This window comes from Paenibacillus sp. FSL H3-0321 (assembly GCF_038002865.1).
Taxonomy (GTDB): domain Bacteria; phylum Bacillota; class Bacilli; order Paenibacillales; family Paenibacillaceae; genus Paenibacillus_AQ.
Genome location: NZ_JBBODH010000001.1, coordinates 285,429 through 309,044, shown reverse-complemented (window position 1 = coordinate 309,044; position 23,616 = coordinate 285,429). Strand labels below are relative to the sequence as shown.

Annotated in this window: 21 protein-coding genes; 6 read left to right on the top strand and 15 right to left on the bottom strand. The window is 47.1% G+C overall.

The window, feature by feature from the left end; genetic code table 11:
* Nucleotides 1–132 precede the first annotated feature (132 nt).
* The 3 genes from gndA to zwf are packed head-to-tail and all read right to left on the bottom strand — an operon-like array spanning nucleotide 133 to nucleotide 3,806.
* Nucleotides 133–1,551, bottom strand: coding sequence for an NADP-dependent phosphogluconate dehydrogenase (gene gndA, locus MHI45_RS01260; RefSeq protein WP_076113924.1), 1,419 nt, complete (start codon nucleotides 1,549–1,551; stop codon nucleotides 133–135).
* 35 nt (nucleotides 1,552–1,586) lie between these two features.
* Nucleotides 1,587–2,255, bottom strand: a complete 669-nt coding sequence (fsa, locus tag MHI45_RS01255; RefSeq protein WP_020428805.1) for a fructose-6-phosphate aldolase — start codon at nucleotides 2,253–2,255, stop codon at nucleotides 1,587–1,589.
* A 39-nt stretch (nucleotides 2,256–2,294) separates the two neighbouring features.
* Nucleotides 2,295–3,806: a glucose-6-phosphate dehydrogenase gene (gene zwf / locus MHI45_RS01250; RefSeq protein ID WP_076113925.1), complete on the bottom strand. Its 1,512-nt coding sequence runs from the start codon at nucleotides 3,804–3,806 to the stop codon at nucleotides 2,295–2,297.
* Nucleotides 3,807–3,905: 99 nt separating this feature from the next.
* Between zwf and MHI45_RS01245 the strand changes: the two genes are divergently transcribed.
* Together MHI45_RS01245 and MHI45_RS01240 are read left to right on the top strand one after the other, a co-directional pair.
* Nucleotides 3,906–4,793: a LysR family transcriptional regulator gene (locus MHI45_RS01245; RefSeq protein WP_076113926.1), complete on the top strand. Its 888-nt coding sequence runs from the start codon at nucleotides 3,906–3,908 to the stop codon at nucleotides 4,791–4,793.
* A gap of 142 nt (nucleotides 4,794–4,935) precedes the next feature.
* Nucleotides 4,936–5,301, top strand: coding sequence for a winged helix-turn-helix transcriptional regulator (locus tag MHI45_RS01240; protein ID WP_076113927.1), 366 nt, complete (start codon nucleotides 4,936–4,938; stop codon nucleotides 5,299–5,301).
* A 119-nt stretch (nucleotides 5,302–5,420) separates the two neighbouring features.
* On the opposite strand, the gene MHI45_RS01235 is transcribed toward MHI45_RS01240, so the two are convergent.
* The 6 genes from MHI45_RS01235 to MHI45_RS01210 form a co-directional block, all read right to left on the bottom strand.
* Complete coding sequence (locus tag MHI45_RS01235; protein ID WP_076113928.1) at nucleotides 5,421–6,386, bottom strand: zinc-binding alcohol dehydrogenase family protein; 966 nt, start codon at nucleotides 6,384–6,386, stop codon at nucleotides 5,421–5,423.
* Between the two features lie 14 nt (nucleotides 6,387–6,400).
* Nucleotides 6,401–7,009 carry an ABC transporter permease gene (locus MHI45_RS01230; protein ID WP_076113929.1) on the bottom strand — a complete coding sequence of 203 codons (609 nt, stop codon included), beginning with the start codon at nucleotides 7,007–7,009 and terminating at the stop codon, nucleotides 6,401–6,403.
* Nucleotides 7,006–7,776 carry an ABC transporter ATP-binding protein gene (locus MHI45_RS01225; protein WP_038592241.1) on the bottom strand — a complete coding sequence of 257 codons (771 nt, stop codon included), beginning with the start codon at nucleotides 7,774–7,776 and terminating at the stop codon, nucleotides 7,006–7,008. Before MHI45_RS01225 ends, MHI45_RS01230 begins: the two co-directional genes overlap by 4 nt.
* Nucleotides 7,777–7,797: 21 nt before the next feature.
* Entirely contained in the window at nucleotides 7,798–8,703 is a 906-nt protein-coding gene (locus MHI45_RS01220) for a glycine betaine ABC transporter substrate-binding protein (RefSeq protein ID WP_076113930.1), read from the bottom strand.
* Between the two features lie 9 nt (nucleotides 8,704–8,712).
* The gene (locus MHI45_RS01215) at nucleotides 8,713–9,369 is read right to left on the bottom strand and encodes an ABC transporter permease (protein ID WP_076113931.1); all 657 of its coding nucleotides are present in this window, start codon (nucleotides 9,367–9,369) and stop codon (nucleotides 8,713–8,715) included.
* A gap of 304 nt (nucleotides 9,370–9,673) precedes the next feature.
* A complete protein-coding gene (locus MHI45_RS01210) occupies nucleotides 9,674–10,846 on the bottom strand; it encodes an MFS transporter (RefSeq protein ID WP_076113932.1) in 1,173 nt (390 codons plus the stop codon).
* Between the two features lie 437 nt (nucleotides 10,847–11,283).
* On the opposite strand from MHI45_RS01210, the gene nrdI reads away from it, so the two are divergent.
* The 3 genes from nrdI to nrdF are packed head-to-tail and all read left to right on the top strand — an operon-like array spanning nucleotide 11,284 to nucleotide 14,714.
* Nucleotides 11,284–11,643 carry a class Ib ribonucleoside-diphosphate reductase assembly flavoprotein NrdI gene (gene nrdI, locus MHI45_RS01205; RefSeq protein ID WP_076113933.1) on the top strand — a complete coding sequence of 120 codons (360 nt, stop codon included), beginning with the start codon at nucleotides 11,284–11,286 and terminating at the stop codon, nucleotides 11,641–11,643.
* Nucleotides 11,630–13,714, top strand: coding sequence for a class 1b ribonucleoside-diphosphate reductase subunit alpha (gene nrdE / locus MHI45_RS01200; protein WP_076113934.1), 2,085 nt, complete (start codon nucleotides 11,630–11,632; stop codon nucleotides 13,712–13,714). The genes nrdI and nrdE overlap by 14 nt, the downstream gene beginning before the upstream one ends.
* Before the next feature lie 40 nt (nucleotides 13,715–13,754).
* Nucleotides 13,755–14,714, top strand: coding sequence for a class 1b ribonucleoside-diphosphate reductase subunit beta (gene nrdF, locus MHI45_RS01195; protein WP_076113935.1), 960 nt, complete (start codon nucleotides 13,755–13,757; stop codon nucleotides 14,712–14,714).
* 93 nt (nucleotides 14,715–14,807) lie between these two features.
* On the opposite strand, the gene MHI45_RS01190 is transcribed toward nrdF, so the two are convergent.
* From MHI45_RS01190 to MHI45_RS01165, 6 genes are all read right to left on the bottom strand, one after another.
* On the bottom strand, nucleotides 14,808–17,063 hold the full coding sequence (locus tag MHI45_RS01190) for an ATP-binding cassette domain-containing protein (RefSeq protein ID WP_076113936.1): 2,256 nt from the start codon (nucleotides 17,061–17,063) through the stop codon (nucleotides 14,808–14,810).
* A gap of 215 nt (nucleotides 17,064–17,278) precedes the next feature.
* Entirely contained in the window at nucleotides 17,279–18,319 is a 1,041-nt protein-coding gene (locus MHI45_RS01185) for an NADH:flavin oxidoreductase (RefSeq protein WP_076113937.1), read from the bottom strand.
* A 57-nt stretch (nucleotides 18,320–18,376) separates the two neighbouring features.
* Nucleotides 18,377–19,399, bottom strand: a complete 1,023-nt coding sequence (locus MHI45_RS01180) for an NADH:flavin oxidoreductase/NADH oxidase (protein ID WP_076113938.1) — start codon at nucleotides 19,397–19,399, stop codon at nucleotides 18,377–18,379.
* 121 nt (nucleotides 19,400–19,520) lie between these two features.
* Complete coding sequence (locus tag MHI45_RS01175; protein WP_076113939.1) at nucleotides 19,521–20,165, bottom strand: SDR family oxidoreductase; 645 nt, start codon at nucleotides 20,163–20,165, stop codon at nucleotides 19,521–19,523.
* 152 nt (nucleotides 20,166–20,317) lie between these two features.
* Nucleotides 20,318–20,785: a MarR family winged helix-turn-helix transcriptional regulator gene (locus MHI45_RS01170; RefSeq protein ID WP_076113951.1), complete on the bottom strand. Its 468-nt coding sequence runs from the start codon at nucleotides 20,783–20,785 to the stop codon at nucleotides 20,318–20,320.
* A 121-nt stretch (nucleotides 20,786–20,906) separates the two neighbouring features.
* A complete protein-coding gene (locus tag MHI45_RS01165; protein WP_076113940.1) occupies nucleotides 20,907–22,403 on the bottom strand; it encodes a glycoside hydrolase family 43 protein in 1,497 nt (498 codons plus the stop codon).
* 527 nt (nucleotides 22,404–22,930) lie between these two features.
* On the opposite strand from MHI45_RS01165, the gene MHI45_RS01160 reads away from it, so the two are divergent.
* Nucleotides 22,931–23,572 carry a helix-turn-helix transcriptional regulator gene (locus MHI45_RS01160; RefSeq protein WP_341118830.1) on the top strand — a complete coding sequence of 214 codons (642 nt, stop codon included), beginning with the start codon at nucleotides 22,931–22,933 and terminating at the stop codon, nucleotides 23,570–23,572.
* The last annotated feature ends 44 nt before the right edge of the window (nucleotides 23,573–23,616 follow it).

The window sequence follows — 23,616 nt, the reverse complement described above, 5'->3', positions numbered from 1 at the left end:
TCGGTTATAGAATATCATAATCATTGAAATCGAGCTACTAAATGAAGAACTCCGCAATCACTCAGATGCTAAAAAAGCCCGGGCTTATCCACCCGGACTTCTGCAAAGAAATTTATATCTAATAGTAGCTTATTATTCGTTGTTGTTCATCCATTGAAAATGGAAGCTTCCCGGCTGATCCACCCGTTCAAAGGTATGCGCTCCAAAGTAGTCTCTCTGTGCCTGCAGAAGGTTGGCCGGGAGACGTTCGGAACGGTAGCTGTCATAGTAGGCCAGTCCGGAAGCGAAGGCCGGAACCGGAATTCCTCTTTTGACGGCAATCGCAACTACATCTCTCCACGCTTCCTGGTAGTTATGAACCACACTGCTGAAATACCCATCCAGGAACAGGTTTTTGAGCTCAGGGTCGCGGTCGTAGGCGTCCTTGATATTTTGCAGGAAGCCTGCGCGGATAATGCAGCCTCCGCGGAAAATCATCGCAATGCTTCCGTAGTTCAGGTTCCAGTTATATTCATCCGAAGCCACTCTCATCTGGGCAAAGCCTTGGGCGTACGAGGCGATTTTGCTGGCATAGAGCGCTTTGCGGACCGCCTCGATGAATGCCTTGGCGTCTCCGTCATAGCTCTTGACCTCAGGTCCCTTCAGGCGCTTGCTTGCAGCCACACGCTCTTCCTTCATGGCCGAGATGAAACGTGCAAAGACGGATTCAGTAATGATGGACAACGGAACGCCCAGATCGAGTGCATTTTGACTCGTCCATTTGCCCGTCCCTTTTTGTCCGGCGGAATCCAGGATCACATCGACCATCGGCTTGCCTGTGTCCGGGTCTGCTTTGGCGAAGATGTCGGCTGTAATCTCAATGAGATAGCTGCTTAGCTCGCCGCGGTTCCATTCCGAGAAAATCTGATGCAGCTCATCAGTATCCAGTCCCAGAACATCCTTCAACAACTGATACGCTTCTCCAATAAGCTGCATATCGCCGTATTCGATGCCGTTATGGACCATTTTGACATAGTGCCCGGCACCATCTTCTCCGATGTAAGTGGAGCACGGATCGCCGTCTACTTTGGCTGAAATGGCGGTCAGGATTGGCTCCACCAGCTCGTAAGCATCCTTTTGTCCGCCCGGCATAATGGCGGGTCCCTTCAGCGCCCCTTCTTCACCGCCCGATACCCCTGCACCGATGAAGCGGAAGCCTTGAGCCTGAAGCTCTTTGTTCCGTCTTTGCGTATCCGGGAAAAAGGCGTTCCCGCCGTCAATCAGGATATCCCCTGGTGACAAATGCGGTACCAGCTGCTGAATCGTATCATCGGTCGGCTTGCCGGCCTTGACCATAATCATGATTTTACGCGGCAGCTCCAGAGACTGAACGAACTCTTCAATGCTGTAGGCACCTGCGAAATTTTTGCCCGCTGCTTCTGCAAGCAGCTCATCGGTTTTCTCCCGGGAACGGTTGTACAAGGCCACCGAGAACCCTTTGCTCTCCATATTCAAGGCCAGATTCTTACCCATGACGGCTAAGCCGACCGCACCAATTTGCTGTTTACCCATCGTCAATAAACCTCCCTATGATATGTGCTGGACAATTAGACCTGTGGCGCTTTCTTCCAGTCGGCAGCGAACTTCTCCAGCCCCTGATCGGTGAGCGGATGTTTGGAGATCTGCTCAATCACGCTGAACGGAATGGTGGCAATATGCGCACCGGCCATGGCAACGCGGGTCACATGGTCCGGATGACGGACCGAAGCGGCGATTATCTGCGCATCCAGGTTATGAATGCGGAATAGCTCGGCGACTTTTACGATCAATTGCACTCCATCCTCCGAAATATCATCCAGACGGCCCAGGAATGGCGATACATAAGTAGCTCCTGCACGGGCAGCGAGCAGCGCTTGGTTCACGGTGAAGATCAGCGTCACATTTGTTTTCACGCCTTTTTGAGTCAGATACCGGCAGGCTTCCAGACCTGCGAGTGTCATCGGGAGCTTGATCGTAATGTTTTTGTCATAGTTATTGATCTTAATCAGCTCGTTCGCCTGTGCGATCATTTCTTCCGCAGTAACGGCATCCGGTGTTACTTCAGCGGATACGGACTCTACCTCAGGCACAGTGCGCAGAATTTCTGCAATGCGGTCTTCAAATTTCACGCCTTCTTTGGCTACCAGAGATGGATTTGTTGTGACTCCGGACAGTACACCGATTTGGTATGCTTTTTTGATATCTTCCACATTTGCAGTATCGATAAAAAATTTCATATTCGTAAACCTCCATTTTTAGTTGAACTAATATTAGAATTAAAAATTTGAAGCATCACGTAAAGAAAGCTCGCTTACTTCTTCAATGGCAGAGTCGAGCCACCAGTGATTTCCATCCTTCGCCAGCAGCTGATTCGATTCTGCAGGTCCGAATGTACCCGCAGCGTAGGGATGAAGGGGAACCGTATTCTTGTCAAAAGCATTCAGGATTGGCTGCACCCATTTCCAGGACAGCTCCACCTCATTCCAATGCGCAAAGAATGACGGATCTCCGTGCAAAGCATCATAGATCAGGTTCTCATAAGCCTCCGGGACCTCAATAGATCTGGTATGGAAGTCAATATGCATAGCCTTGAACTTCCCCTTGTGCTGGGGATCTCTTGCCTTGAGCTGTAGCGTAATCCCCTCGTTCGGGCTGATCTCGAACACCAGAAGATTGGGGATATCATCCTCGGCGGCTGACGAATTCTGTTTGAGCGGCTCTTTGAATTCAATCACAATCCGTGTCGATTTCTCTTTCATTCTCTTCCCGGTTCGGATATAGAACGGCACACCTTTCCAGAATGGATCATCGATCGTAAGTCTGGCCGCAATAAATGTATCGTTCATCGAACCTGCCGGAATTCCCGGTTCGGAGAGATAGCCTGGAACCGGCTTGCCCTTGATGGTGCCTGCAGTGTACTGCCCACGGATTACTTTAAACTGGATATCCGCTTCTTCCAACGGTTCCAGGGCCTCCATAACTTCTTTTTTCTTGTAGCGCACCTCGTCTGCAGAGCTGTCTTTCGGCAAGCGGATCGCAAGCATCATCAGCAGCTGCAGCATATGATTCTGGAACATGTCTCTCAGTGCACCCACATGATCATAATAACCCGCTCTTTCTTCCACACCCACCGTTTCCCCCGCAGTAATCTGCACGTTGGCAATGTAGCGGTTGTTCCAGAGCGCGTGAAGCACCGGATTCGTCTGCTGAAATACATCCAGCTCCTGCACCATTGGCTTGCCCAGATAATGGTCGATCCGGAAAATTTCATCCTCACTAAACGCTTCGCTCAGCTTCAGATTCAGCGCCTGCGCAGACTGCAGATCATGTCCGAAGGGCTTCTCAATCACCAGACGTTTCCAGCCTTTGGCGGCACCCAGACCACTTTCCTTAATGTTCAAGGCAATCGGCTCAAAAAACTCAGGACCGACAGATAAATAGAACATCCGGTTCGGGGAACTGCCCATGCTCTCTTCCTGCTGCTCAACCCGCTGCAGCAGTTTTAGGTAATCCTCTGTATGCCCTACATCCAGCACATTATATCGGAAGGACTTCAGGAAGCGGCGCACGGACGCAGAATCGTTCACTTCCCGCCGGGAGAAATCCCGGATGGACCGCTCCACCATAGCCTGAAAGGCTTCATCAGCAAGTTCTCTTCTGCCAAGACCAATCACAGAGAATGAATGGTGCAGCTTGTGGTCGAGAAACAGATTATACAGCGCGGGGTAGATTTTTCTTCGGGCCAAATCCCCTGTCGCTCCAAATAAAACAAATGTGGTTGCCTCCATCTCCATTCTCCTTCTGCTCTGGTTTATCTTTCCTGGTTACACTATAATACAAATACGAACCATACAAGTAATTAATATAATTCACAGGAGCTATAGACCATGTCTATGAACAATTTCGAGCTATACAAGGTTTTTTACTGGGCAGCCAAGACAGGAAGCCTGACCCAAGCCGCCAAATCCCTGTACATTACCCAGCCAAGCGTCAGTCATGCGATTAAGCAACTGGAAGACAGCTTCGGCCTTACCCTCTTTACCCGGAATTCCAAGGGCGTCATGCTGACACCTGAGGGAGCCACTTTGTACTCCTATATTGAACAATCCCATATCCTTATCACCCAAGCCGAGAAGAAAATGGCCGAGCTCAAAAACCTTGACAACGGCGAACTGCGGATTGGCGGCAGTGATTCACTGTTCAAGCATTATCTGCTGCCTTTTATCGAAATCTTTCACCAGCGCTACCCTGGCATCCGGCTTCATCTGATCCACGGAACGACGCCGGAGGTCATTTCATATTTAAAAGAAGGCCTCGTCGATCTGGGCGTAGTGCGCATGCCGATCACCGATCCCCAGCTTGAGGTGCGGCAGGGACTTCAACTGCAGGACTGCTTCATCGCGGGCAGCCACTATGCTGAGCTGAACCAGAAGGTGCTCTCTATTGAGGAGCTGCTACAGTACCCCATTATCCTCTTCTCCCGCAGCAGCCGCGCACGTATGGCGATTACGGACTTGTTCCAAGGCTACGGATATGAGCTGAAGCCTGAATTCGAGGTTGGCAGCGTTGGCCTGCTGATCGAGTTTGCCCGCAAAGGACTCGGCATCTCGTTCGTGACCAGGGAATTCGTGTCCAAGGAGCTGGAGGAAGGTTCTCTCTTCGAGATTCAACTGGATGTTCAGCTTCCCCCTGCCCGGGTGGGCATGATGACTATGCGCAACATGCCGCTGACGACAGCGGCCAGCAAGTTCATTGAGATTACTAAGGGAGACTGAAATATATAAACTGAGGGGGCTGTGAGGCTGCAGCTTGCTTTATTTAGCTTCCAACACTATGATAATGATGCAATATCACTTTTTGAACTAGCATTCCTTTGATGCTATAACATTCTTTTTGGAACTATTGGAGGATCAGAACATGCTGACTAAAGATGAACTTCCCTTTTGCCCGGTTGCCGTTACTGTGGGATTGATAGGTAATAAGTGGAAGCTGCTCATTATGAGAAACCTTTTGGCTAGACCGAATCGTTTTACTGAACTGCGAAATACAATCCCCGGAATCAGCCAGAAAGTGCTGACGGACAATCTTCGTTCTATGGAACAAGACGGGATTATCGTGAGAAAGGTATTCGCCGAAGTTCCGCCACGGGTGGAATATTCCTTAAGCGATATAGGGCACACGATGCGTCCGATCATCTCCGCTATGGAGCAATGGGGTAATGGTTATCAAGAGACATACAAGGACAATCAGACAGCAGTTGAAAGTAGAGTGTCGGCCGATTAATCCAGTCTACTCATCTATCGCAATCAAGCGCTTCTAAGAGTCGAACATTATTGAATCCTCAATAAATGTGTCCGGCTCTTTCAAGCGCTTTTTTTGTCTGTACCAAACGTTTCTTGTAACTATTTATTTACGATTACAATTTTACCGTTAGCTGAGTTGCTCTCCATTAAGAGATGTGCCTCATGGATGTGTTCAAGCGGCAGCACTTTGGCGATAGGTACTTTGATCTCATGCCGTTCGATATGCTGGAACAGCTCTACGAGCAAGTGTCTCTTGACATGCGTGCTTGTGAACGATGTCAGATACACGTTAGTCGGAACGTCAACCATCGGTTCGAACCCGTCCAATACCCACTCGCCGGCCAAAATCCCCGTGACACACACGATGCCATATTCGGCGGCAAGTCCAAGTGAATGCTTAAGCGTAACGGTTCCTACAAGCTCCAATACTTTATTTACGCCGCCTGGGGCAATAGCAAAAAGCTTCTCGGACAAGCTGTTGTCATCAAGCAAGATATGATCTGCGCCAAACTGCTTAAGAAGCTCCATCTTGTCCGGATTTCTTGTTGTTGAGATCACCGTTGCTCCAATACTTTTGGCAAGCTGTAAAGCTGCGAGTCCTACGGAACTGGTGCCTCCGCGAATCAGTAGTGCCTCTCCCCCAGTCAGCTTCAGGGTGTCAAATAACGAAGCATAAGCCGTGTAGTACATTTCCGGAATCGCAGCCAGCTCAGCCCAGTCCAGCTGAATTTCAATAGGGTACACCTGGTCTGACGGAATTAGTGTATACTCCGCATAGCTGCCGTCAAAATCGCGTCCAAGCCCGCCCATTAACGACACAATCCGTTGTCCTTTGACTAGACCGCTATCCGACGGATCTTCAACTTTACCCACACATTCAATCCCGATAATACGCGGAAGTTGAACGGAAGGCGAATGCCCCTGTCTGGTGTAAATCTCCGAACGATTAATGCCAAAAGCCTGAATTTTAACCAGGACCCAGCCTGGCTTCACTTCAGGTAATGGTACCTCCCTCACCTGCAGCTCCTGCGGCTCACACGGATGCTCCAATACTACTGCTTTCATTTTGCAGCTCTCCTTTATATGCTTTTTTCTATCCTAACGAGCAGCGCATTGACACCAACCGCCATTCCGGCGGATAGTACACTGCCCCAGAAGATTTTATATACGTTCATTGTCCGAAGTCCGTCAAACAAGATATCACCCAATCCTCCTGCGTTGATGAACGCAGCGATCGTAGCCATGCCTATCGTAGATACTACCGCAAGCCGTATTCCGGTAAAAAAGGCTCTTATGGATAACGGCAGTCTGATCTTGTACAGCACCTGCAGGTTACTCATGCCAATGCCTGTAGCCGCTTCGATGATGGCGGGATCACCCCCGTTCAGACCGGCAATGAAATTGCGCAGGAGCAGATATTGATTGTACACTACAAGCACTGTAATAGCCGTGGTCTTGCCCAGTCCCGTTACAGGAATCATCATCGCGAACAGAGCCACACTGGGTATCGAATAGATGATTGAGAACAAATGAACCAAGAACCTGGACAGCATTTTAGATGTCATGGAGATTAGGGTCAGAATCGAGGCGAGTAAAAGCGATGCCAGTAGTGTCATGCCCACAATCTCCAAATGTTCCACCAGCGCCTTTGCCCATTTATCGGGGTGGTTCATGATATATTCGATCAAGTTAACCCCTCCCAGAACTTCTCCTGCCCGCGGGATGAAGCGATTAAGGAGGATACGAAGCCATCTGCAGGGAAGGACGCAATATTCTTTGGCGTATCGAATTGACAGACCCGTCCTTTGTCCATAACAATAACCCGGTGCCCCAATTTAAATGCTTCATTGATATCATGGGTCACGAACAGAAAGGTTTTCTTAAGTCCTCCGTGAATGCGCAGTAGTTCATCCTGCAAATTCATCCGGGTGATGGCATCTAGTGCACCAAAAGGTTCGTCAAGCAGCATGATCTTGGGGTCTGACGCCAGCGCTCTTGCCAATCCGATCCGTTGTTGTTGGCCGCCTGACAGCTGGGAAGGATAGCGGTTCTTAAACTCACCCGGCTCTAAACCAACGAGTGTTAATAATTCATCTACTCTAGCTTCAATCTTTGCTTTGCTCCACTTTAAGAGCTTAGGTACGGCGGCGACATTTTGTCTGATAGTCATATGCGGGAATAAACCTACCTGTTGAATGACATAACCGATGCGTCTTCTTACTGTAACCGGATCCAGGGCTCTGATATCTTCTCCAAAGAGCGTAATGCTCCCTTCGTCCGGCTCGTACAGACGGTTAATCATTTTCATCAATGTAGTTTTGCCGGAACCCGAGGAGCCCAGAATGGTAATGAACTCCCCTTCTTCAATGGACAGACTTACATGATCCACCGCGAAATAGCCGGCCTGATTATATTTCTTGCTCACATTGCTGAGTTCGATCGCAGTCTGTGCCATATTCTCCTCCAGAAATCCCGTTTATTTAATGGAGTCATAAAACTCCTTGGCCACGTCTTCATATTCTTCTTTGTCTACATCCACTTTTGCGTTCAAGGCTGTAATGGTTGCGGTGTCCAGCGCAGCGCTTACCTTATTAATCATCTCTGAAATGTCCGGGTTGGCATTCAATACCTCGTTACGGACAACAGGAGCCAAATTATAAGGCGGCCATACCTGTTTGTCGTCTTCTAGCAGTGTGAATTCATCCGTATTTACCAGCATGCCTTCCGTTGTATAGCCCGGTGCGACATCCGCTTCGTCATTAGAGAGAACCTCATACTTCAAACTGTTATCATAGACCTTTGACGACTTCCATTTCAGCGGACCATAGACCTTCTCAAGCGCCGGGATGCCGTCTTCACGCTGATCCACTTCACCTTGCGATGCAAACCGCAGCCTACTTGCATGTTTCTGCAGATCGGAAATCGTTGTAATCCCCAGCTCCTTAGATACAGCTGTGCGGACAACCAGCCCTGCTCCATCATTGGCTTTGGAGTAATCCAGCCAAGTGACTTGGAACTGTTGTTCATATTCATTTTTCACCATATTGTAAACTTCCTCAGGGTCGGTCATCAGCGGCTTCTTGAGGATGGTTAACAAGCCTGTCCCTGTGTATTCCGGATATAGATCAATCTCATCATTAATAAGCGAGGTATGAATGACGGACCCTGCAATGTTGAAGACTCTCTCGACCTTGTATCCTGCATCCTCCAGCGCCAGAGCATACAATTCACCTACGAGCAAATTTTCAGTAAAATCTTTGCTCCCGACACGTACGGTCGGTTGGCCGCTTCCTTCCTCGTTCTTGCTGCCGCAAGCGGCCAGTGTAAACATCAATAGCAGTACAATTGCAACTGCTGTGAATGACTTTGTTGTATTCTTCATATCCAATCCCTACTTTCCGGTGAATTTATATTTAAACAAATATCTTTCTGCCCCATCAAGGATGAGCGTGGAGGCGATGGACAGCACCGCAACCGATATACCTCCAATCAGGAGCAAGTCGATCCGGTTTAGACCAAGGCCTGTGAAAATAATGCTCCCGAGACCTCCGGCGCCGATCTTTGCGGCTAATGTCGCGCTTGCCACGATCTCAATGGCAGCCGTCTTGATTCCGGTTAGAATGAGCGGCGCGGCTAACGGAAGCTTCACCTTCCATAGCACCTGCCAGTCCGACATTCCCATCGCGTAAGCCGTTTCCAGCATAAACGCAGGCACTTCTTCAAGTCCGGCAACAGTGTTCATCAGAATCGGCGGAATGGCTAGTAATATCAGTGCTGTCATAGCCGGCTGGAACCCTGTCCCCATCAGCGGGATCAACAGAAAGAGGATCGCCAGGCTTGGGATGATCCGTAAAACCTGAAAGATGGTGACGATCCATTTTTCGTATTTCTTGCGTTCCGCACACAAATATCCCAGGATGATTCCAAACAAAGCTGAGCCCCCTAAAGCCAAGACGCTGATGGCGATGTGCTCTTTTACGGAGAACAAGTAAGCACCTATGTCGGTTGTGAAATAATTCGTAATCTGCTCCCATAAGCTGCTGCCCAAGCTGAACCCCGCCTTTACTGATTGCATTTTCTAGCGCTAAAATAATCATAAGTTATATAGTTACTTACCGGAAGTAGGCACCTTTTTATAATAGAGTTACCTTTAGGTGACTATTGGAGATATGTGCGGGAAAATCCCTATAGCATAATGCTCTTCTATGTGCCAAACCACATTCCCTAAAACGAATGAATAATAGTAAACATTCTCCCAATCAAGTTCACAAAACAAAAAAAGCCGCCATCTAGGCGACTTTCTATTGATCTTCATAAAAGGATCGCTCCTGCAGTTCCAAAATGCTCTTGTCCTATCGAACCTTACGTTTGTAAGCTATGTTAACCATTTCAGAAGATACCAGCATGATGCTAAAAAGAATGAGCAGTATTACAGGAACCATAAACATTCCCAATTGACTTGCAAATATCCCCATCAATGATGGTATTAGTGTTGAACCCGTATAAGCACTAGCCATTGCAAGTCCAATGACACTTGGGGAAGCTATTTTGCCAAAACGTTCCGGTGTTGAATGAACAATGCTTGGATAGATTGGTGCTCCGCCCAACCCCACAATAAATAGAGCACCTGCAGAAATCCAATAATGGACTGGCATAACAAGAATCAAAAGTCCAAAGCAGCCAATGATTCCACCATATCTAATCAGGTTTTTACTGGATACGTTAGTAGACAGAAATCCTGATATGATTCGTCCAATGATGATTCCAATATAGAATAAGGAAGATAAAGCTGCTGCTGTGCCAGGAGAAACCCCTTTATTCCCTATAAAAAAAGATGCCATCCATAGACCTGCAGCAGCTTCCGATCCATTGTAACAGAGCATGGTAACCATGGATATTTTCACCCCTGGGATTCGTAAAGCCTCTCTGTTGCTGATCAGTTTCTCTTCGTCGCTTCCTTCTTCTATACTCTCCTTCTCAAAAATCTTCCATAAAGACAAAGACGCCAGTAATATCATCGCTATAGTAAGCAGAAGTAAGCCTACTGTAACGTATCCTGCACGCCAGTTGTTATCACGGTTCAGCCAAAACGACATTATAATTGGACCCGTAAATGCTCCAATTCCCCAAAAACAATGCAACCAGTTCATATGCTTGGCTTTGAAATGCACTGCTACATAGTTGCTCAATGCAGCGTCCACGGAACCTGCTCCTAAGCCCAAAGGAATAGCAAGTAGAAATAGAAATATGAAATCTGATGAAATAGAGAATCCAAGCAAAGCGATTGCCGTAGAGAGTATACTGACCAAGGTTACCTTACCCGTACCGTATCTGTGCAACAATCTGCTGGCAAATAAACTCGATATTACCGTACAGAATGAGACTATTAACGATATATAACCTGCCATTTCCGTTGTGGCACCAATATCGTGTTGCATAATGGGCCAAGCGCTGCCTAGTAAAGCATCTGGCAATCCCAGACCCATAAATGCGAGATAAATAATTATTAGTAATAACGTAACCATCTTAGGGTTCTCCTCTATTTGGGTATTTGTCATCTGATTCAACTTCGAATCGAAACACAAATATAATAATATTGATATTCTTTCATCGGATCTTGCTATATTTTGACTGATTATAGCAATATTCAGTCAACGGACCGTATAAAGACAGATAATAAGGTAATGGGGAGCCCCCTTACAAATGTGTCAGCTTCTTCAGAAGCGGAAAAGTGCTTGCAGCGCCTGAAGTTATGGGATTCCGATACTCTAGCAAAGCGCTTACTAGACGGATTTATAACGAATAAGGTGGTTTGTCAATATTGACTTTCCAACATATAGTGATTAAAATAAACAACGCACACTAAATATAGTGTTAATATGATTTTTCAGTATTTAAAACTAAGCAATTCAATCTTTACAATTTTAAGAGGAGTTTCAATATTTACAGGGGGACTGACACCATGCTAGTCGCGTATGATTCAAAAACAGGAAACGTCAAACGCTTCATCGGCAAGCTGAAGCTGCCGGCTGTGCAGATTGATGAGCATATGACGATTGACGAGCCCTATGTGCTAATTACATATACCACCGGCTTTGGACAGATTCCAGAGAAGGTGTCAGCTTTCTTGGGGAACAATTATGCCAATCTGAAAGGCATCGCTGCCAGCGGCAACAAGAACTGGGGCAAGCTGTTTGCAAACAGTGCAGACTTGATTGCAGACCAGTACAATGTGCCAGTTATCGGTAAATTTGAGTTATCGGGTACATTTGGCGATGTGGAACGAATTAAACAGGAGGTGAGCCGGGTTGCGGCATATTGAACTGAACAACATGTTAATGAAGCGGGACGAGAGCGGCTTCTTTCAACTGGACAAAGACCTTGAGGCAGTAGCCGAATTTATGCGGGATGTAGAGCGGCGGAGCCTGGTTTTTGCAAATACAAACGCTAAGGTCGATTACATGATTGAACAGGATTTCTACGAGAACTTTTACGGGCAGTACAGCGTAGAGGAAATTGAGCAAGTCTACCAGATTGCCCATAGCTACAACTTCAGCTTCCCATCCTATATGGCAGCTTCGAAATTCTACATGGACTACGCTGTAAAAAGTAATGACCGCAAGCAATATCTGGAGCACTACCCGGACCGTGTGGCGGCAGTCGCCCTCCACCTGGGACGCGGCAACGCCGATACTGCCGGAGTGCTTGCCCGTTCAATGATGGAGCAGCGTCTGCAGCCTGCGACTCCAACCTTCCTGAATGCCGGTAAAAGCCGGCGCGGTGAGCTCGTCTCCTGTTTCCTTATCGAAATGGACGACTCGCTCAATTCCATCAACTACGTGCTTAATACCTGCATGCAGCTATCGAAGATCGGCGGCGGTGTGGCAGTTAACCTGTCCAAGCTGCGCTCGCGCGGGGAGACGATCAAGGGTGTCGAGGATGCAGCCAAAGGCATTATGCCTGTGCTCAAGCTTATGGAGGACGGCTTCTCCTATGCTGATCAGATGGGCCAACGCAAAGGCTCCGGAGCAGCCTACTACAACATTTTTGGCTGGGATGTTCTGGAATTCCTCGACAGCAAGAAGATTAACGCCGACGAGAAAACAAGGCTCAAAACCCTGTCCATTGGGTTGATCATTCCGAACCGCTTCTATAAGCTGGCGAAGGACAATGAACCGCTGCATGTATTTGCCCCATACACTGTGTACAAGGCCTATGGCACGCATCTCGACGATATGGATCTGGATGACATGTACGATAAGCTGCTGGCCGATCCGCGTGTCAAGAAGAAGAAGGCCATGAGCGCACGGGATATGCTGACCAAAATTGCCATGATCCAGTTGGAATCCGGCTACCCTTATATCATGAACAAGAGCAACGCCAATGCGGCCCATGCCCTGAAAAATGTCGGACAGATCAAAATGTCCAATCTCTGTACCGAAATCTTCCAGCTCCAGGAGACCACCGAGATTGCTGACTACGGGCAGGAGGATACCATCCGCCGCGATGTAAGCTGTAATCTGGCTTCCCTGAATATTGTCAACGTGATGGAACACGGCAAGATCCGCGAATCCGTGCATGAAGGTATGATCGCCCTGACTGCTGTCAGCGATATGACCAGTATCTCCAATGCCCCTGGCGTAGCTAAAGCGAACAAAGAGATGCACTCTGTTGGTCTAGGCGTCATGAATCTTCACGGCTATCTCGCGAAGAACAACATCGCTTATGAAAGCGAGCAAGCCCGCGACTTTGCCCGGACTTTCTTCATGACAATGAACTTCCATTCCCTGGAGAAGAGCATGGAGATCGCTGCCGCAACCGGCCGATCTTTCCATGGCTTCGAGGCATCAGACTATGCCACCGGAGTTTATTTTGAGCGTTACCTGACAACGGATTACCGTCCGGCTACACCAAGAGTGCAGGAGCTGTTCGGGGATATGTATATCCCGTCACCTGCAGACTGGGAACAATTGCGGGATGCAGTAATGGCCAACGGTCTGTACCATGCTTACCGCCTGGCGATTGCGCCAACAGCCAGTATCTCCTATATCCAGAATGCCACTTCGAGCGTTATGCCGATTGTGGAGCAGATTGAGACCCGGACTTATGCCAATTCAACCACATACTATCCGATGCCGTACCTGCGGCCGGACAATGTGTTCTTCTATAAATCGGCTTACCAGATGGATCAGTTCAAGGTCATTGATCTGATCGCAGAAATTCAGCCTCATATCGACCAGGGCATCTCGACCGTGCTGCATGTCAACAGCGATGTATCCACCAGGGAACTGGCCCGCTCCTACCTGTATGCAGCGCATAAAGGACTGAAGTCGCTGTATTACACCCGGACCAAAAAGCTGTCCGTCGAGGAATGCCTCACCTGCTCGATCTAAATGGAAGGCTATTGCCGCAAAAAAAGGAGATTGCACGATTATGAGCGCTATTCAAGCCGTGAACTGGAACCGTCCCGACGACGATTTCTCATTGATGTTCTGGAATCAGAACATTATGCAATTCTGGACAGATGATGAAATTCCATTGTCCGATGATAAAATGTCCTGGCTCACGCTCAGTGAGCAGGAAAAGGACTCTTATATGAAGGTGCTGGGCGGCCTGACACTGCTGGATACGATTCAAGGCGGAGTCGGTATGCCCCAGATTATGGAGCATGTTGAAGGCCTTCAGCGCAAGGCGGTGCTGGGCTTCATGGGCATGATGGAACAGATCCACGCCAAGTCGTACAGCAGCATCTTTACTACATTAGCCTCCACAGAGGAGATAGACAGTGTATTCCGCTGGGTGGAAGAGAACCCGTACCTGCAGTTCAAGGCGGAGACCATATCACAATATTACAAAAATATAGACTCGCCTAAAGACCTGTATCTCGCTATGGCGGCCTCAGTGCTGCTGGAGAGCTACTTGTTCTACAGCGGCTTCTTCTACCCGCTGTATCTGGCCGGCCAGGGTAAAATGACCTGCAGCGGTGAGATCATCGACCTTATTTTGCGGGATGAGAGCATTCACGGGGTATACGTCGGGGTGCTGGCGCAGGAGATCTTTGACGGCCTCGCGGAAGACGAACAGCGCGACCTGCACCAGACGCTGGTGGGACTGCTCCGCCTGCTGCATGAGAATGAAGAACGTTATACGGAGCAGATCTATGCTCCCATCGGACTGGTGGACGAGGTCAAGACCTTCCTCAGATACAACGCTAACAAAGCGATGATGAATCTGGGCCATGATCCTCTGTTCGACGAGGAAGAGATCAATCCGATTGTCCAGAACGGCATTAGTACCCACACCAAGCAGCATGACTTCTTCTCGAAGAAAGGCAACGGATATATCCGGGCGCTTAACGTGGAACCGCTGAAGGATGAAGACTTTCAATTCTAACCTTATATGTTTCTAAAAATACCGCCCTTTTCGAGGGCGGTATTTTTAGTTACCATCATCTTAAATTAATTGGTTAACACTTCCGGCCATTAATTACATCAGGTATCTTCCCGTAATCGACTGCTCCGCATGGATGATCTGCGGAGGTGTGCCTTCGAACACAACCTGGCCGCCCTTGCTGCCTCCGTCCGGTCCCATATCAATGATCCAGTCCGCTTGGCTGATCACATCGAGGTTGTGCTCGATAACAATCACCGTATTGCCGGTATCCACGAGACGGTTTATGATCTCCAGAAGGTGGCCGATATCTGACATGTGGAGGCCGGTCGTCGGCTCGTCCATCACATAGATGCTGCCCTTCTTATGCAGCTCGCTGGCCAGCTTGATGCGCTGGCATTCCCCGCCTGAAAGCGTGCTGAGCGGCTGGCCGAGTGTAATATAATTCAGCCCCACATCACTCATCGCCTGGAGCTTGCGCACAACCTCTTTTAGCTGAAAAAACGCCAATGCCTGCTCCACATTCATCTCCAGCACTTCTGCTATTGATTTTCCGTTCAGCTTGTACGCGAGCACCTCTTCTTTGAATCGTCTGCCTCCGCATACTTCACAGGGCAGCTTCACGCTGTCGAGGAAGGCAAGGTCTGTGTACACAACACCCAGCCCTTGGCAGTTCTCACAAGCCCCCTTGGAGTTGAAGCTGAACAAGCCTTGACTCACCTTGTTCGCGGATGCAAACGCCTTGCGCACATCATCCATAATGCCTGTGTAAGTTGCGGGATTCGAACGTGTTGACACTCCTATTGCCGATTGGTCGATGACGATGGCGTCCGGATGCTGACTGAGGAATACTTCGTTAATCATCGTGCTCTTACCGGAGCCGGCGACACCCGTAACTACCGTCAGTACTCCGGTTGGAATATCTGTACTCACGTTCCGCAGGTTGTGAAGTGTGGCCTCCTTGATGGACAGCTTACCGGACGGCTGTCTGCACTCTTGCTTCAACTGGAGCGGACGTTTCAGATGTGTGCCTGTCAGCGTACCGGCTTCCAGCAGGCCTTGGAAGCTTCCTTCATACACAATGCTGCCGCCGTGGCTCCCGGCGTGAGGCCCGACATCGACGATATGATCCGCCACCTTGATCACATCGGGATCATGCTCGACGACAATCACAGTATTGCCCTTGTCACGCAGCTTCTGCAGAAGTTCATTTAACAGGTGAACATCACGGGGGTGCAGACCCACGCTGGGTTCATCGAAGATGTAGGTGACATCCACCAGACTGCCGCTCAGGTGCTTAACCATCTTGACGCGCTGCGACTCGCCGCCGGACAAAGTATCTGTTTCACGGTCCAGCGTTAAGTAATCAAGTCCGATATCCACCAGATGCTGCAACCGCTCCGTCAGCGACTTGACAACCGGCACGGCGACAGGATCATTAATCTCACGAATGACGCGGATGAGCTGTCCGGCTTCCATGGAGGATAGCTCCGCAATGTTGAGACCATTGATCCTGCAGCTGAGCGTGGCCTGACTGAGTCTCGCACCGTGGCAGCTGGAGCAAGACCCCTCGGAAATATACGGAGCAACAGCTTTCTGTGTGCGCTCGGACTTCATCTTCACATCCTGCTTGATGTATTTATTGGTGAACTTCTCAATGACGCCTTCCACTGTAATATTTGTTGCCTTGCCGGCGAAATCCATCTTAACTTTTCTTGCCTTGGCGTACAGCAGCTGCTCCAGTTCCTCTTCCGAATAATCGCTCAGCTTCTTGTCGAGATCGAAGTCTCCTGACTGCACGATCATGTTCCATTCCCAGCCGTTCACTGAATAGTCCGGCAGCATAATAGCCCCTTCATGGAGCGACTTTGACTTGTCCAGCGCCATGCTCATGTCGACACCAAGCCGCCGGCCAAGTCCGTTACACTCGGGACACATGCCTTGCGGATCGTTAAACGAAAACATGTGCGCTTGTCCAACATAGGGCTGGCCTACCCGGGAGAAAAGAAGACGGAGAATGGGAGAAATATCAGTAATCGTGCCCAATGTGGAATGGGATCCCCCACCCAGCCGCTTCTGATCCACAATAACAGCCATGCTCAGGTTCTCAATCGCATCCGTATCCGGCTGCGGAACACGGGGCAGAAAATTTCGCACGAACATGCTGAAGTTCTCGTTCAGCAATCGCGTGGATTCTGCGGCGATCGTATCGAAGACGATCGATGACTTGCCGGATCCGGACACCCCGGTGAAGATCGTGATCTTCCGTTTCGGAATGCGCAAAGATACGTTCTTGAGATTGTTTTCCCTCGCACCCGAAATTACGATATACTCCTGATTTGATTCGCTCATGCCAAACATCCCTCCGGGTAGTGTTAATTTCTGTGTATATTCACATTGTACCATTCAACGTGTATAGATAGTCGGGTAGCCCGAACTTCCACCCGTGCACCCGTTAATTTAACATTGGGGGGCTGCATATTCTGTTACATGGATTGACGTACAAAAAAATAAATAAAAGACCGGTATAATACCAGTCTTTTGTTTTCTAGAGGTTTATTTACCGATCAATAAAGTGTTTTGAGTGCTTCAGGAGTAAATGGAATCAATTCATCCAATTTCCCATCCCGAATTTTACTGACCCATGCAGGGTCTACAAGCAATGCTCTACCGATAGCAACCAGATCGAATTCTTGATTTTCGAGCTTTTGAACCAATCTCTCGATACTTGCATTCTCTGCACCTTTTCCTTCAGTGAAAAGAGTCATGAAATCACCATCAAGGCCAATCGAACCCACAGTAATGGTTGGTTTGCCTGTAAGCTTCTTAACCCAACCAGCAAGATTCAAGTCAGAGCCTTCAAATTCCGGTTCCCAGAAACGCCGTGTCGAGCAATGGAAAATATCCACTCCAGCGTTAACCAAAGGTTGCAGAAATTGTTGAAGCTCGTCGGGTGTTTTCGCTAATTTGGCTGTATATTCCGTTCCTTTCCACTGTGAGATGCGCAGCACGATGGTAAAGTCGGGGCCTACGGCTTGGCGGCAAGCTTGGATGACTTCTTCCGCAAAGCGGGTACGTGCAATCATGCTGCCTCCGTAACGATCAGTACGCTCATTAGTTTTCTCCCAAAAGAACTGGTCAATCAAATAGCCGTGAGCTCCATGGATTTCAATTCCATCAAATCCAATGCGCTTGGCTTCAGCTGCCGATTGTGCAAAAGCATCAACGATGCCACTGATTTCGGACTCGGAATAATCATTGACGTTGCCCCGTGCACCCATGTGCCAGATTTGAGGAATAATTTTGCCGCCGGCTTCATGAACCTCAGACACAACATTTGCCCAGCCTTTCAATGCTTCTTCACCATAAAAGTAAGGGACATTCTCCTGATTGGATGCATCTGCATGATCAACAACCGTGCCTTCTGTTACGATCAGACCCACATTATTTTCGGCTCTCCGGCGATAGTATGCAGCAACATCTGCTCCAGGAACCCCATTGGGAGACAGATTCCGGGTCATTGGCGCCATTACTGTCCGATTAGACAGATTAAGATTTCCTAAAGTAAAAGGACGGAGTAATGGTTGTACTGATTCGGTATTAAACATCGTAAACCTCCTAAGTTTTTTTCGTATAATACTCATTAATTTCTCGACAAATCGAGCTTAGAATCCACTAGTATACTGTTTAGGAACTGCTGTTTCTTTTCTCAGCTTTGATGCAGCTTCTAAGGCCCAATATGGATTTCTCAGTATTCCTCTTCCGACTGCAATCAAATCTGCCTCTTCATTTCCTATGACTGCATTCGCCAAAATTGGATCATCCAATCTTCCAACAGCGATCACTGGAATATCGAGTGCTTGTTTGATATCTCTAGCGAGCGGAACTTGATAAGCTGCGTGAGTTCCTGGTCTGCCCCATGCAGCAATAGCTCCCTCGCCACCTGATGAAATATCAAACATGTCTACTCCTGCAACTTGATATTCCTTGGCAAAAGCAATGCTTTCCTGAATCCCATAACCACCTTCAACGTATTCTTTAGCTGATATACGCATGATTAGTGGCATGTCCTCCGGCATCTCGGCCTTTGCAGCCTGAATAACCTCCCGGCCAAACAAGGTAAGATCTTTACCATATTCATCATCCCGTTTGTTCGTTAGTGGAGAATGAAATTGATGGATCAAATAGCCATGCGCACCATGAAGTTCAATAGTATCGAATCCAGCCTGGACAGCGCGAGCTACAGCAGTGCGGAATTTCTCAACCATTTCTTTTACTTCTGCGGTGGTAAGTGCCCGGGGCTGTTTAGAATTTTCATCAAAAGCGATTGCTGACGGGGCTACCGGAACTTCAGCATCTTCCGCCTTGCGTCCAGCGTGAGCGATTTGGATTCCCACTTTGGCACCGTGACTATGACAAGCATCTACAATCCGTTTCAGAGCCGGAATCTGATCATCTGACCAAAGACCAAGATCGAAATCGGAAATGCGCCCATCGGGCTCTACATCAGTCATTTCAATTATGATTAAACCAGTTCCGCCTACAGCACGGCTAACATAGTGCATGTAATGCCAATCTGTGGCAATACCATCTTTATTGTCGACGGAGTATTGACACATTGGAGGCATCACAACACGGTTTTTCAATTCTAAACTTTTAAAAGAATATGGGCTAAACAAATCTATCATGGATATACGCTCCCCTTTTTGCTCTTATATATTAAATTTATCATGCATGCGCAAGCATGTATGTACTTTCAGTTTATTCTAATCTTTACTTTGCAGCGCCTAAGTTTATTTACTGGGTTTTTCAGAACTTTTGCAATGCATCAGGAATCGGATCGTAACCAGCAATCAGATCAAAGGCACTCTTATAGGTGTGCTTCTCTTCCAAAGCAGCCACAATGGTACGCGCTACATCTTCACGAGGGATACTGCCAACAGTGATATTTTCCGCAGCAGACACCTTTCCCGTTCCTGGTTCATTCAATAAAATTCCTGGACGTATAATCGTGTATGTCAGACTGCTGCTTTCGAGCACTTTGTCTGCATAATGCTTAGCTGCGTAATACGGTAGAATATTATGGTGCCAGTTGTCCCGGTTATTCGCCTGAATTGCACTGACCATGATGAATCTGTCAATGCCTGCTTTTTCAGCAGCTTCAATAGTTTTTCCTGCACCGTCCAAATCAATTAACAGTGTTTTGTCATCACCCGTTTTTCCACCTGATCCAGCCGTAAACACAATAGCGTCACAACCCTTGGCGGCCGTTGCAATGGAGTCTACTGTCCCTTCCAAATCCGCGAGAACAGTTTCGACTCCCTGTTGTACAAATGTATCGGCTTGTTCTTTATTCCGTACCATCGCCCGGACGGTGTGATCGTTGCTTGCTTTCAACTGTTGAATAAGGTGCTGTCCGATTTGTCCATTCGATCCGACTACTAACACCTTCATAGCTATCCACTCCTTATCAGCTGAATTGAATTACAGTAACAATGAATAAAGCATGCGCATGCATATAATTTACCGGAGAAAAATAAGTATGTCAAGTCGTAATCCTAAACTTAACAATCATCTCAACTCTACTTACAAGATCTCTACACTGGTCACAAAAACAATTTTTTCGTCAGATTCTTTACTTCTGAATTAAATCCATCTTTTTTTAGTTCTGCTTGTAAGACCTGATTAAAGGTCTGAAGTGCCCGCTGGTATTTATTTTCGCCTAACTCTGTAATTCGAGTATAAATACCACGCCGGTCATCCTCGCATATATGTCTTTCTAACGCACTACAGTTTTTAGCTTCCATTCTAACGACGAGTCTCGATATAGCACTTTGACTTAGTCCCACAAGTTCTTGAAGTTGCTGTAGCCGTAATTTTTTTTCCTCAGCATTGGATATGAAATTTAAAACATAGAACTCCTTCAAAGATAAATTATAATTGTTCAGCAGAGCTTGTTCTAACTTTTCACTTAAATTTGAATTGATGCGGGACCAAGACAACCATACCTCCAAAAGTTCATTTTCATGTTGCAAGCTTAAATCACCCCACCTGATTTTAAAGTCATTCGACATAGTTTGCCTTATTGTATCAATCCAAATTGAAATGGTCAAAACCCATACATTATTCTTCCCACACAACATTGAAAAAACCCTCGTCAGCAATAATGAGGGTTTTTCGCCAAAATGCATGTTGTTAATTAAAATACGTACATTTAAAGTCGCTAAAGTCATTGAATTCCGAACAGCTTCCATCCTGGGAATATAACCCGATTACAACGCCGGTAAAACCTCCGGCAACCTCTGAGGAGAGGTATCTGGTTTGCGCAGAGCCCAAATCAAATTCTATGCCATCGCTTATTACCTGAAAAGAGTAAGTGTCATGATTTGAAATAATTTTTAAAATGGCTACATTTGAATTTAGGTCTGATTGATCGTGTATGGTCTTAATGTCTCCGATGTTCAGACGCTTAACGGCTTCAATTCGCTCCCCTATTCTTCTCAAAGCGAAATCATAATGATGATGCTCATCCATATATAACGTTATTCCCGCTTCACCATCATTCACTCTAATCTCACAGGAGATTTCAGCATGGAAATCCTTTTGCCGCAAGCCTATAAAGGTCGGGGAATCCGCCGTATCTAATGAAATCTGTGAACCTCTTAATTTCAATTCCCCATCGCCCAGCAAATAATTCTGTTTATCGGGATAACGTAAGTAACACCAATCTATATCCCAGCTTGTATTATGAAAAGTATATTGCATCTGTTCTATCTGTTTTGCCGAATTGGGAATGTAGTTTGTTTCAACTTCCCCCTGAGTCGTCCCATCGTCTCCCACCGTAAACCAATGATCTTCATGGAAAGTAACTGGCATCAAAAACACTTCCCGCCCCAGATGATGATGCATAACCCATCTGCCGATTTGCCGAAACCCCAAATGAACAATCCACCAATTTCCATCGTGATCTTGAATTAAATCTCCGTGGCCTACACCCTGTATCTCATATCCCCCCAGATTCCTGTTTGTTAAAACGGGGTTATTGGGATACGCTTCAAAAGGTCCGTAAGGGGAATTGCCTCTTGCATATACAATCATGTGTCCATATTCGGTTCCGCCTTCTGCTGCCATTAAGTAATAGAGATCATTGATTTTATACAGGTGAGGGCTTTCCAGATAACGTCCCCCTGTTCCATGCCAAATCACGCGGCTTGGTGTAAGCTTCTCACCAGTTTCGATATCTATCTCACATTGAAAGATGCTGTTCCTTCCAGTGTCATCAGTGCCGTTGCTCATAAAGTAGGTTAAATTACCTTCAAAGTAAAAGGAGGGATCTATCCCCCCTTGGTCCACAAAGATGGGCTCGGACCATTCGCCGTAGATATCATCAGTCCAAACGTAGAAATTTTGCCCGGTAGAATTATTAGTGGTGGTCATGTAAAAACGACCGTTATGATATCTGATAGTGCATGCGAAAACTCCTCCAGAACTGTCTATCTTCTCAAGATGAACTTGTGATTGTCTTGTTAAGCAATGTCCAATTTGTCTCCAGTTCACTAAATCATCGCTTTCGAACAAAGGTACACCAGGATAATATTGAAAGGAACTGCTGACGAGATAATACTTATTATTAACTTTACAAACACTTGGATCGGGATAGAAACCTTTAATTACGGGATTGCTGTACTTCATGATTTCACCTCATAATTGAATGTTATTGATTGATTGATTGATTATTTCTCATATGGATAGAAACAGATTGAACTTGAGAATTACATTTAGGGAAAAGTGGCGGAGGGGAATTTTGGAACTGGAGGAGCGATAGCGTCCGCCTGAAAGCTTTCCGTAGGAAAGCTCTCTTCGGAAGCATGGGCAAGGTTTGGATTTCTACTGCGATTCGCGGTTAAATTCAGGAAATCCAAACCTAACAGCGGCCGGAAGTCCAAACATTCTCTGTAGTCACGGCCAATCCCGAAATAGAAGAATTTCAGTTCAATTATATACATGAAATTATAAGTTAATGACACGGCTCTATTGAATGATGTATACTGTCGTATATTTGATCTATTCTAAGAAAGGCTAATGATATGATAAGAATATACTATGCCGGATATGATGCCATCCATACCGCAGATTTTGTTTATGACGTCCCTGAAGGACATAATACATGGTTGCTCATTCTCACCAGAACACCCGCCCAATTCTGGGTTGAGGGCGAGATGAAGGAATATCCTGCTAACTGCGCGGTAGTCTTCCAACCACATCAAAAGATACTCTACCGGGCCTGTGCAGATAGCTATGGGAATGACTGGATTCATTTTGATTCAGACGAAATTCATTTGAAGGAATCAAAGCTACTACATGGAGTTCCCTTTCCCATGCCCGACCCGGAATATTTCCACCAATTGTTTCAGTTGCTTACGGCTGAACATTTCTTTTCCTGCGCTTACCGGGAGCTGTCTATGGATTACTTATTCCGAATTATCATCAATAAGCTTATTGAAGCTTCGCACAGTACGAATAATACTCCTCATTATCAAAATCTGTTGAATCTGCGCAAAGCGATATACAATAACCCGGGTCATCCGTGGGCCGTTCCGGCTATGGCCGAACATGTGCATCTCAGTTCTGGCTATTTACAGGCCATCTATAAGTCAGCCTTTGGCATTTCGTGCATGGACGACGTCATTCAATGCCGAATCCGTCTTGCCAAGGAAAAGCTGCTTCATAGTCCGCATCGGATCTCCGAAATCGCCGCAATTTGCGGATACATGAATATTGAGCATTTTAGTCGGCAGTTCCGCCAAATCACAGGCTATGCACCTCGTGAATACCAAAAATTGATGGCATCAGATTCATGAAATCTTCTCGGATGGAATCGATCAAGTTGTTTTTAACTTTATGT

Bases quoted from the DNA above. Each gene is read 5' to 3' on its own strand.
- gndA (WP_076113924.1), bottom strand. From the start codon at position 1,551: ATGGGTAAACAGCAAATTGGTGCGGTCGGCTTAGCCGTCATGGGTAAG.
- fsa (WP_020428805.1), bottom strand. From the start codon at position 2,255: ATGAAATTTTTTATCGATACTGCAAATGTGGAAGATATCAAAAAAGCA.
- zwf (WP_076113925.1), bottom strand. From the start codon at position 3,806: ATGGAGGCAACCACATTTGTTTTATTTGGAGCGACAGGGGATTTGGCC.
- MHI45_RS01245 (WP_076113926.1), top strand. From the start codon at position 3,906: ATGTCTATGAACAATTTCGAGCTATACAAGGTTTTTTACTGGGCAGCC.
- MHI45_RS01240 (WP_076113927.1), top strand. From the start codon at position 4,936: ATGCTGACTAAAGATGAACTTCCCTTTTGCCCGGTTGCCGTTACTGTG.
- MHI45_RS01235 (WP_076113928.1), bottom strand. From the start codon at position 6,386: ATGAAAGCAGTAGTATTGGAGCATCCGTGTGAGCCGCAGGAGCTGCAG.
- MHI45_RS01225 (WP_038592241.1), bottom strand. From the start codon at position 7,776: ATGGCACAGACTGCGATCGAACTCAGCAATGTGAGCAAGAAATATAAT.
- MHI45_RS01220 (WP_076113930.1), bottom strand. From the start codon at position 8,703: ATGAAGAATACAACAAAGTCATTCACAGCAGTTGCAATTGTACTGCTA.
- MHI45_RS01210 (WP_076113932.1), bottom strand. From the start codon at position 10,846: ATGGTTACGTTATTACTAATAATTATTTATCTCGCATTTATGGGTCTG.
- nrdI (WP_076113933.1), top strand. From the start codon at position 11,284: ATGCTAGTCGCGTATGATTCAAAAACAGGAAACGTCAAACGCTTCATC.
- nrdF (WP_076113935.1), top strand. From the start codon at position 13,755: ATGAGCGCTATTCAAGCCGTGAACTGGAACCGTCCCGACGACGATTTC.
- MHI45_RS01190 (WP_076113936.1), bottom strand. From the start codon at position 17,063: ATGAGCGAATCAAATCAGGAGTATATCGTAATTTCGGGTGCGAGGGAA.
- MHI45_RS01185 (WP_076113937.1), bottom strand. From the start codon at position 18,319: ATGTTTAATACCGAATCAGTACAACCATTACTCCGTCCTTTTACTTTA.
- MHI45_RS01180 (WP_076113938.1), bottom strand. From the start codon at position 19,399: ATGATAGATTTGTTTAGCCCATATTCTTTTAAAAGTTTAGAATTGAAA.
- MHI45_RS01175 (WP_076113939.1), bottom strand. From the start codon at position 20,165: ATGAAGGTGTTAGTAGTCGGATCGAATGGACAAATCGGACAGCACCTT.
- MHI45_RS01170 (WP_076113951.1), bottom strand. From the start codon at position 20,785: ATGTCGAATGACTTTAAAATCAGGTGGGGTGATTTAAGCTTGCAACAT.
- MHI45_RS01165 (WP_076113940.1), bottom strand. From the start codon at position 22,403: ATGAAGTACAGCAATCCCGTAATTAAAGGTTTCTATCCCGATCCAAGT.
- MHI45_RS01160 (WP_341118830.1), top strand. From the start codon at position 22,931: ATGAAGGAATATCCTGCTAACTGCGCGGTAGTCTTCCAACCACATCAA.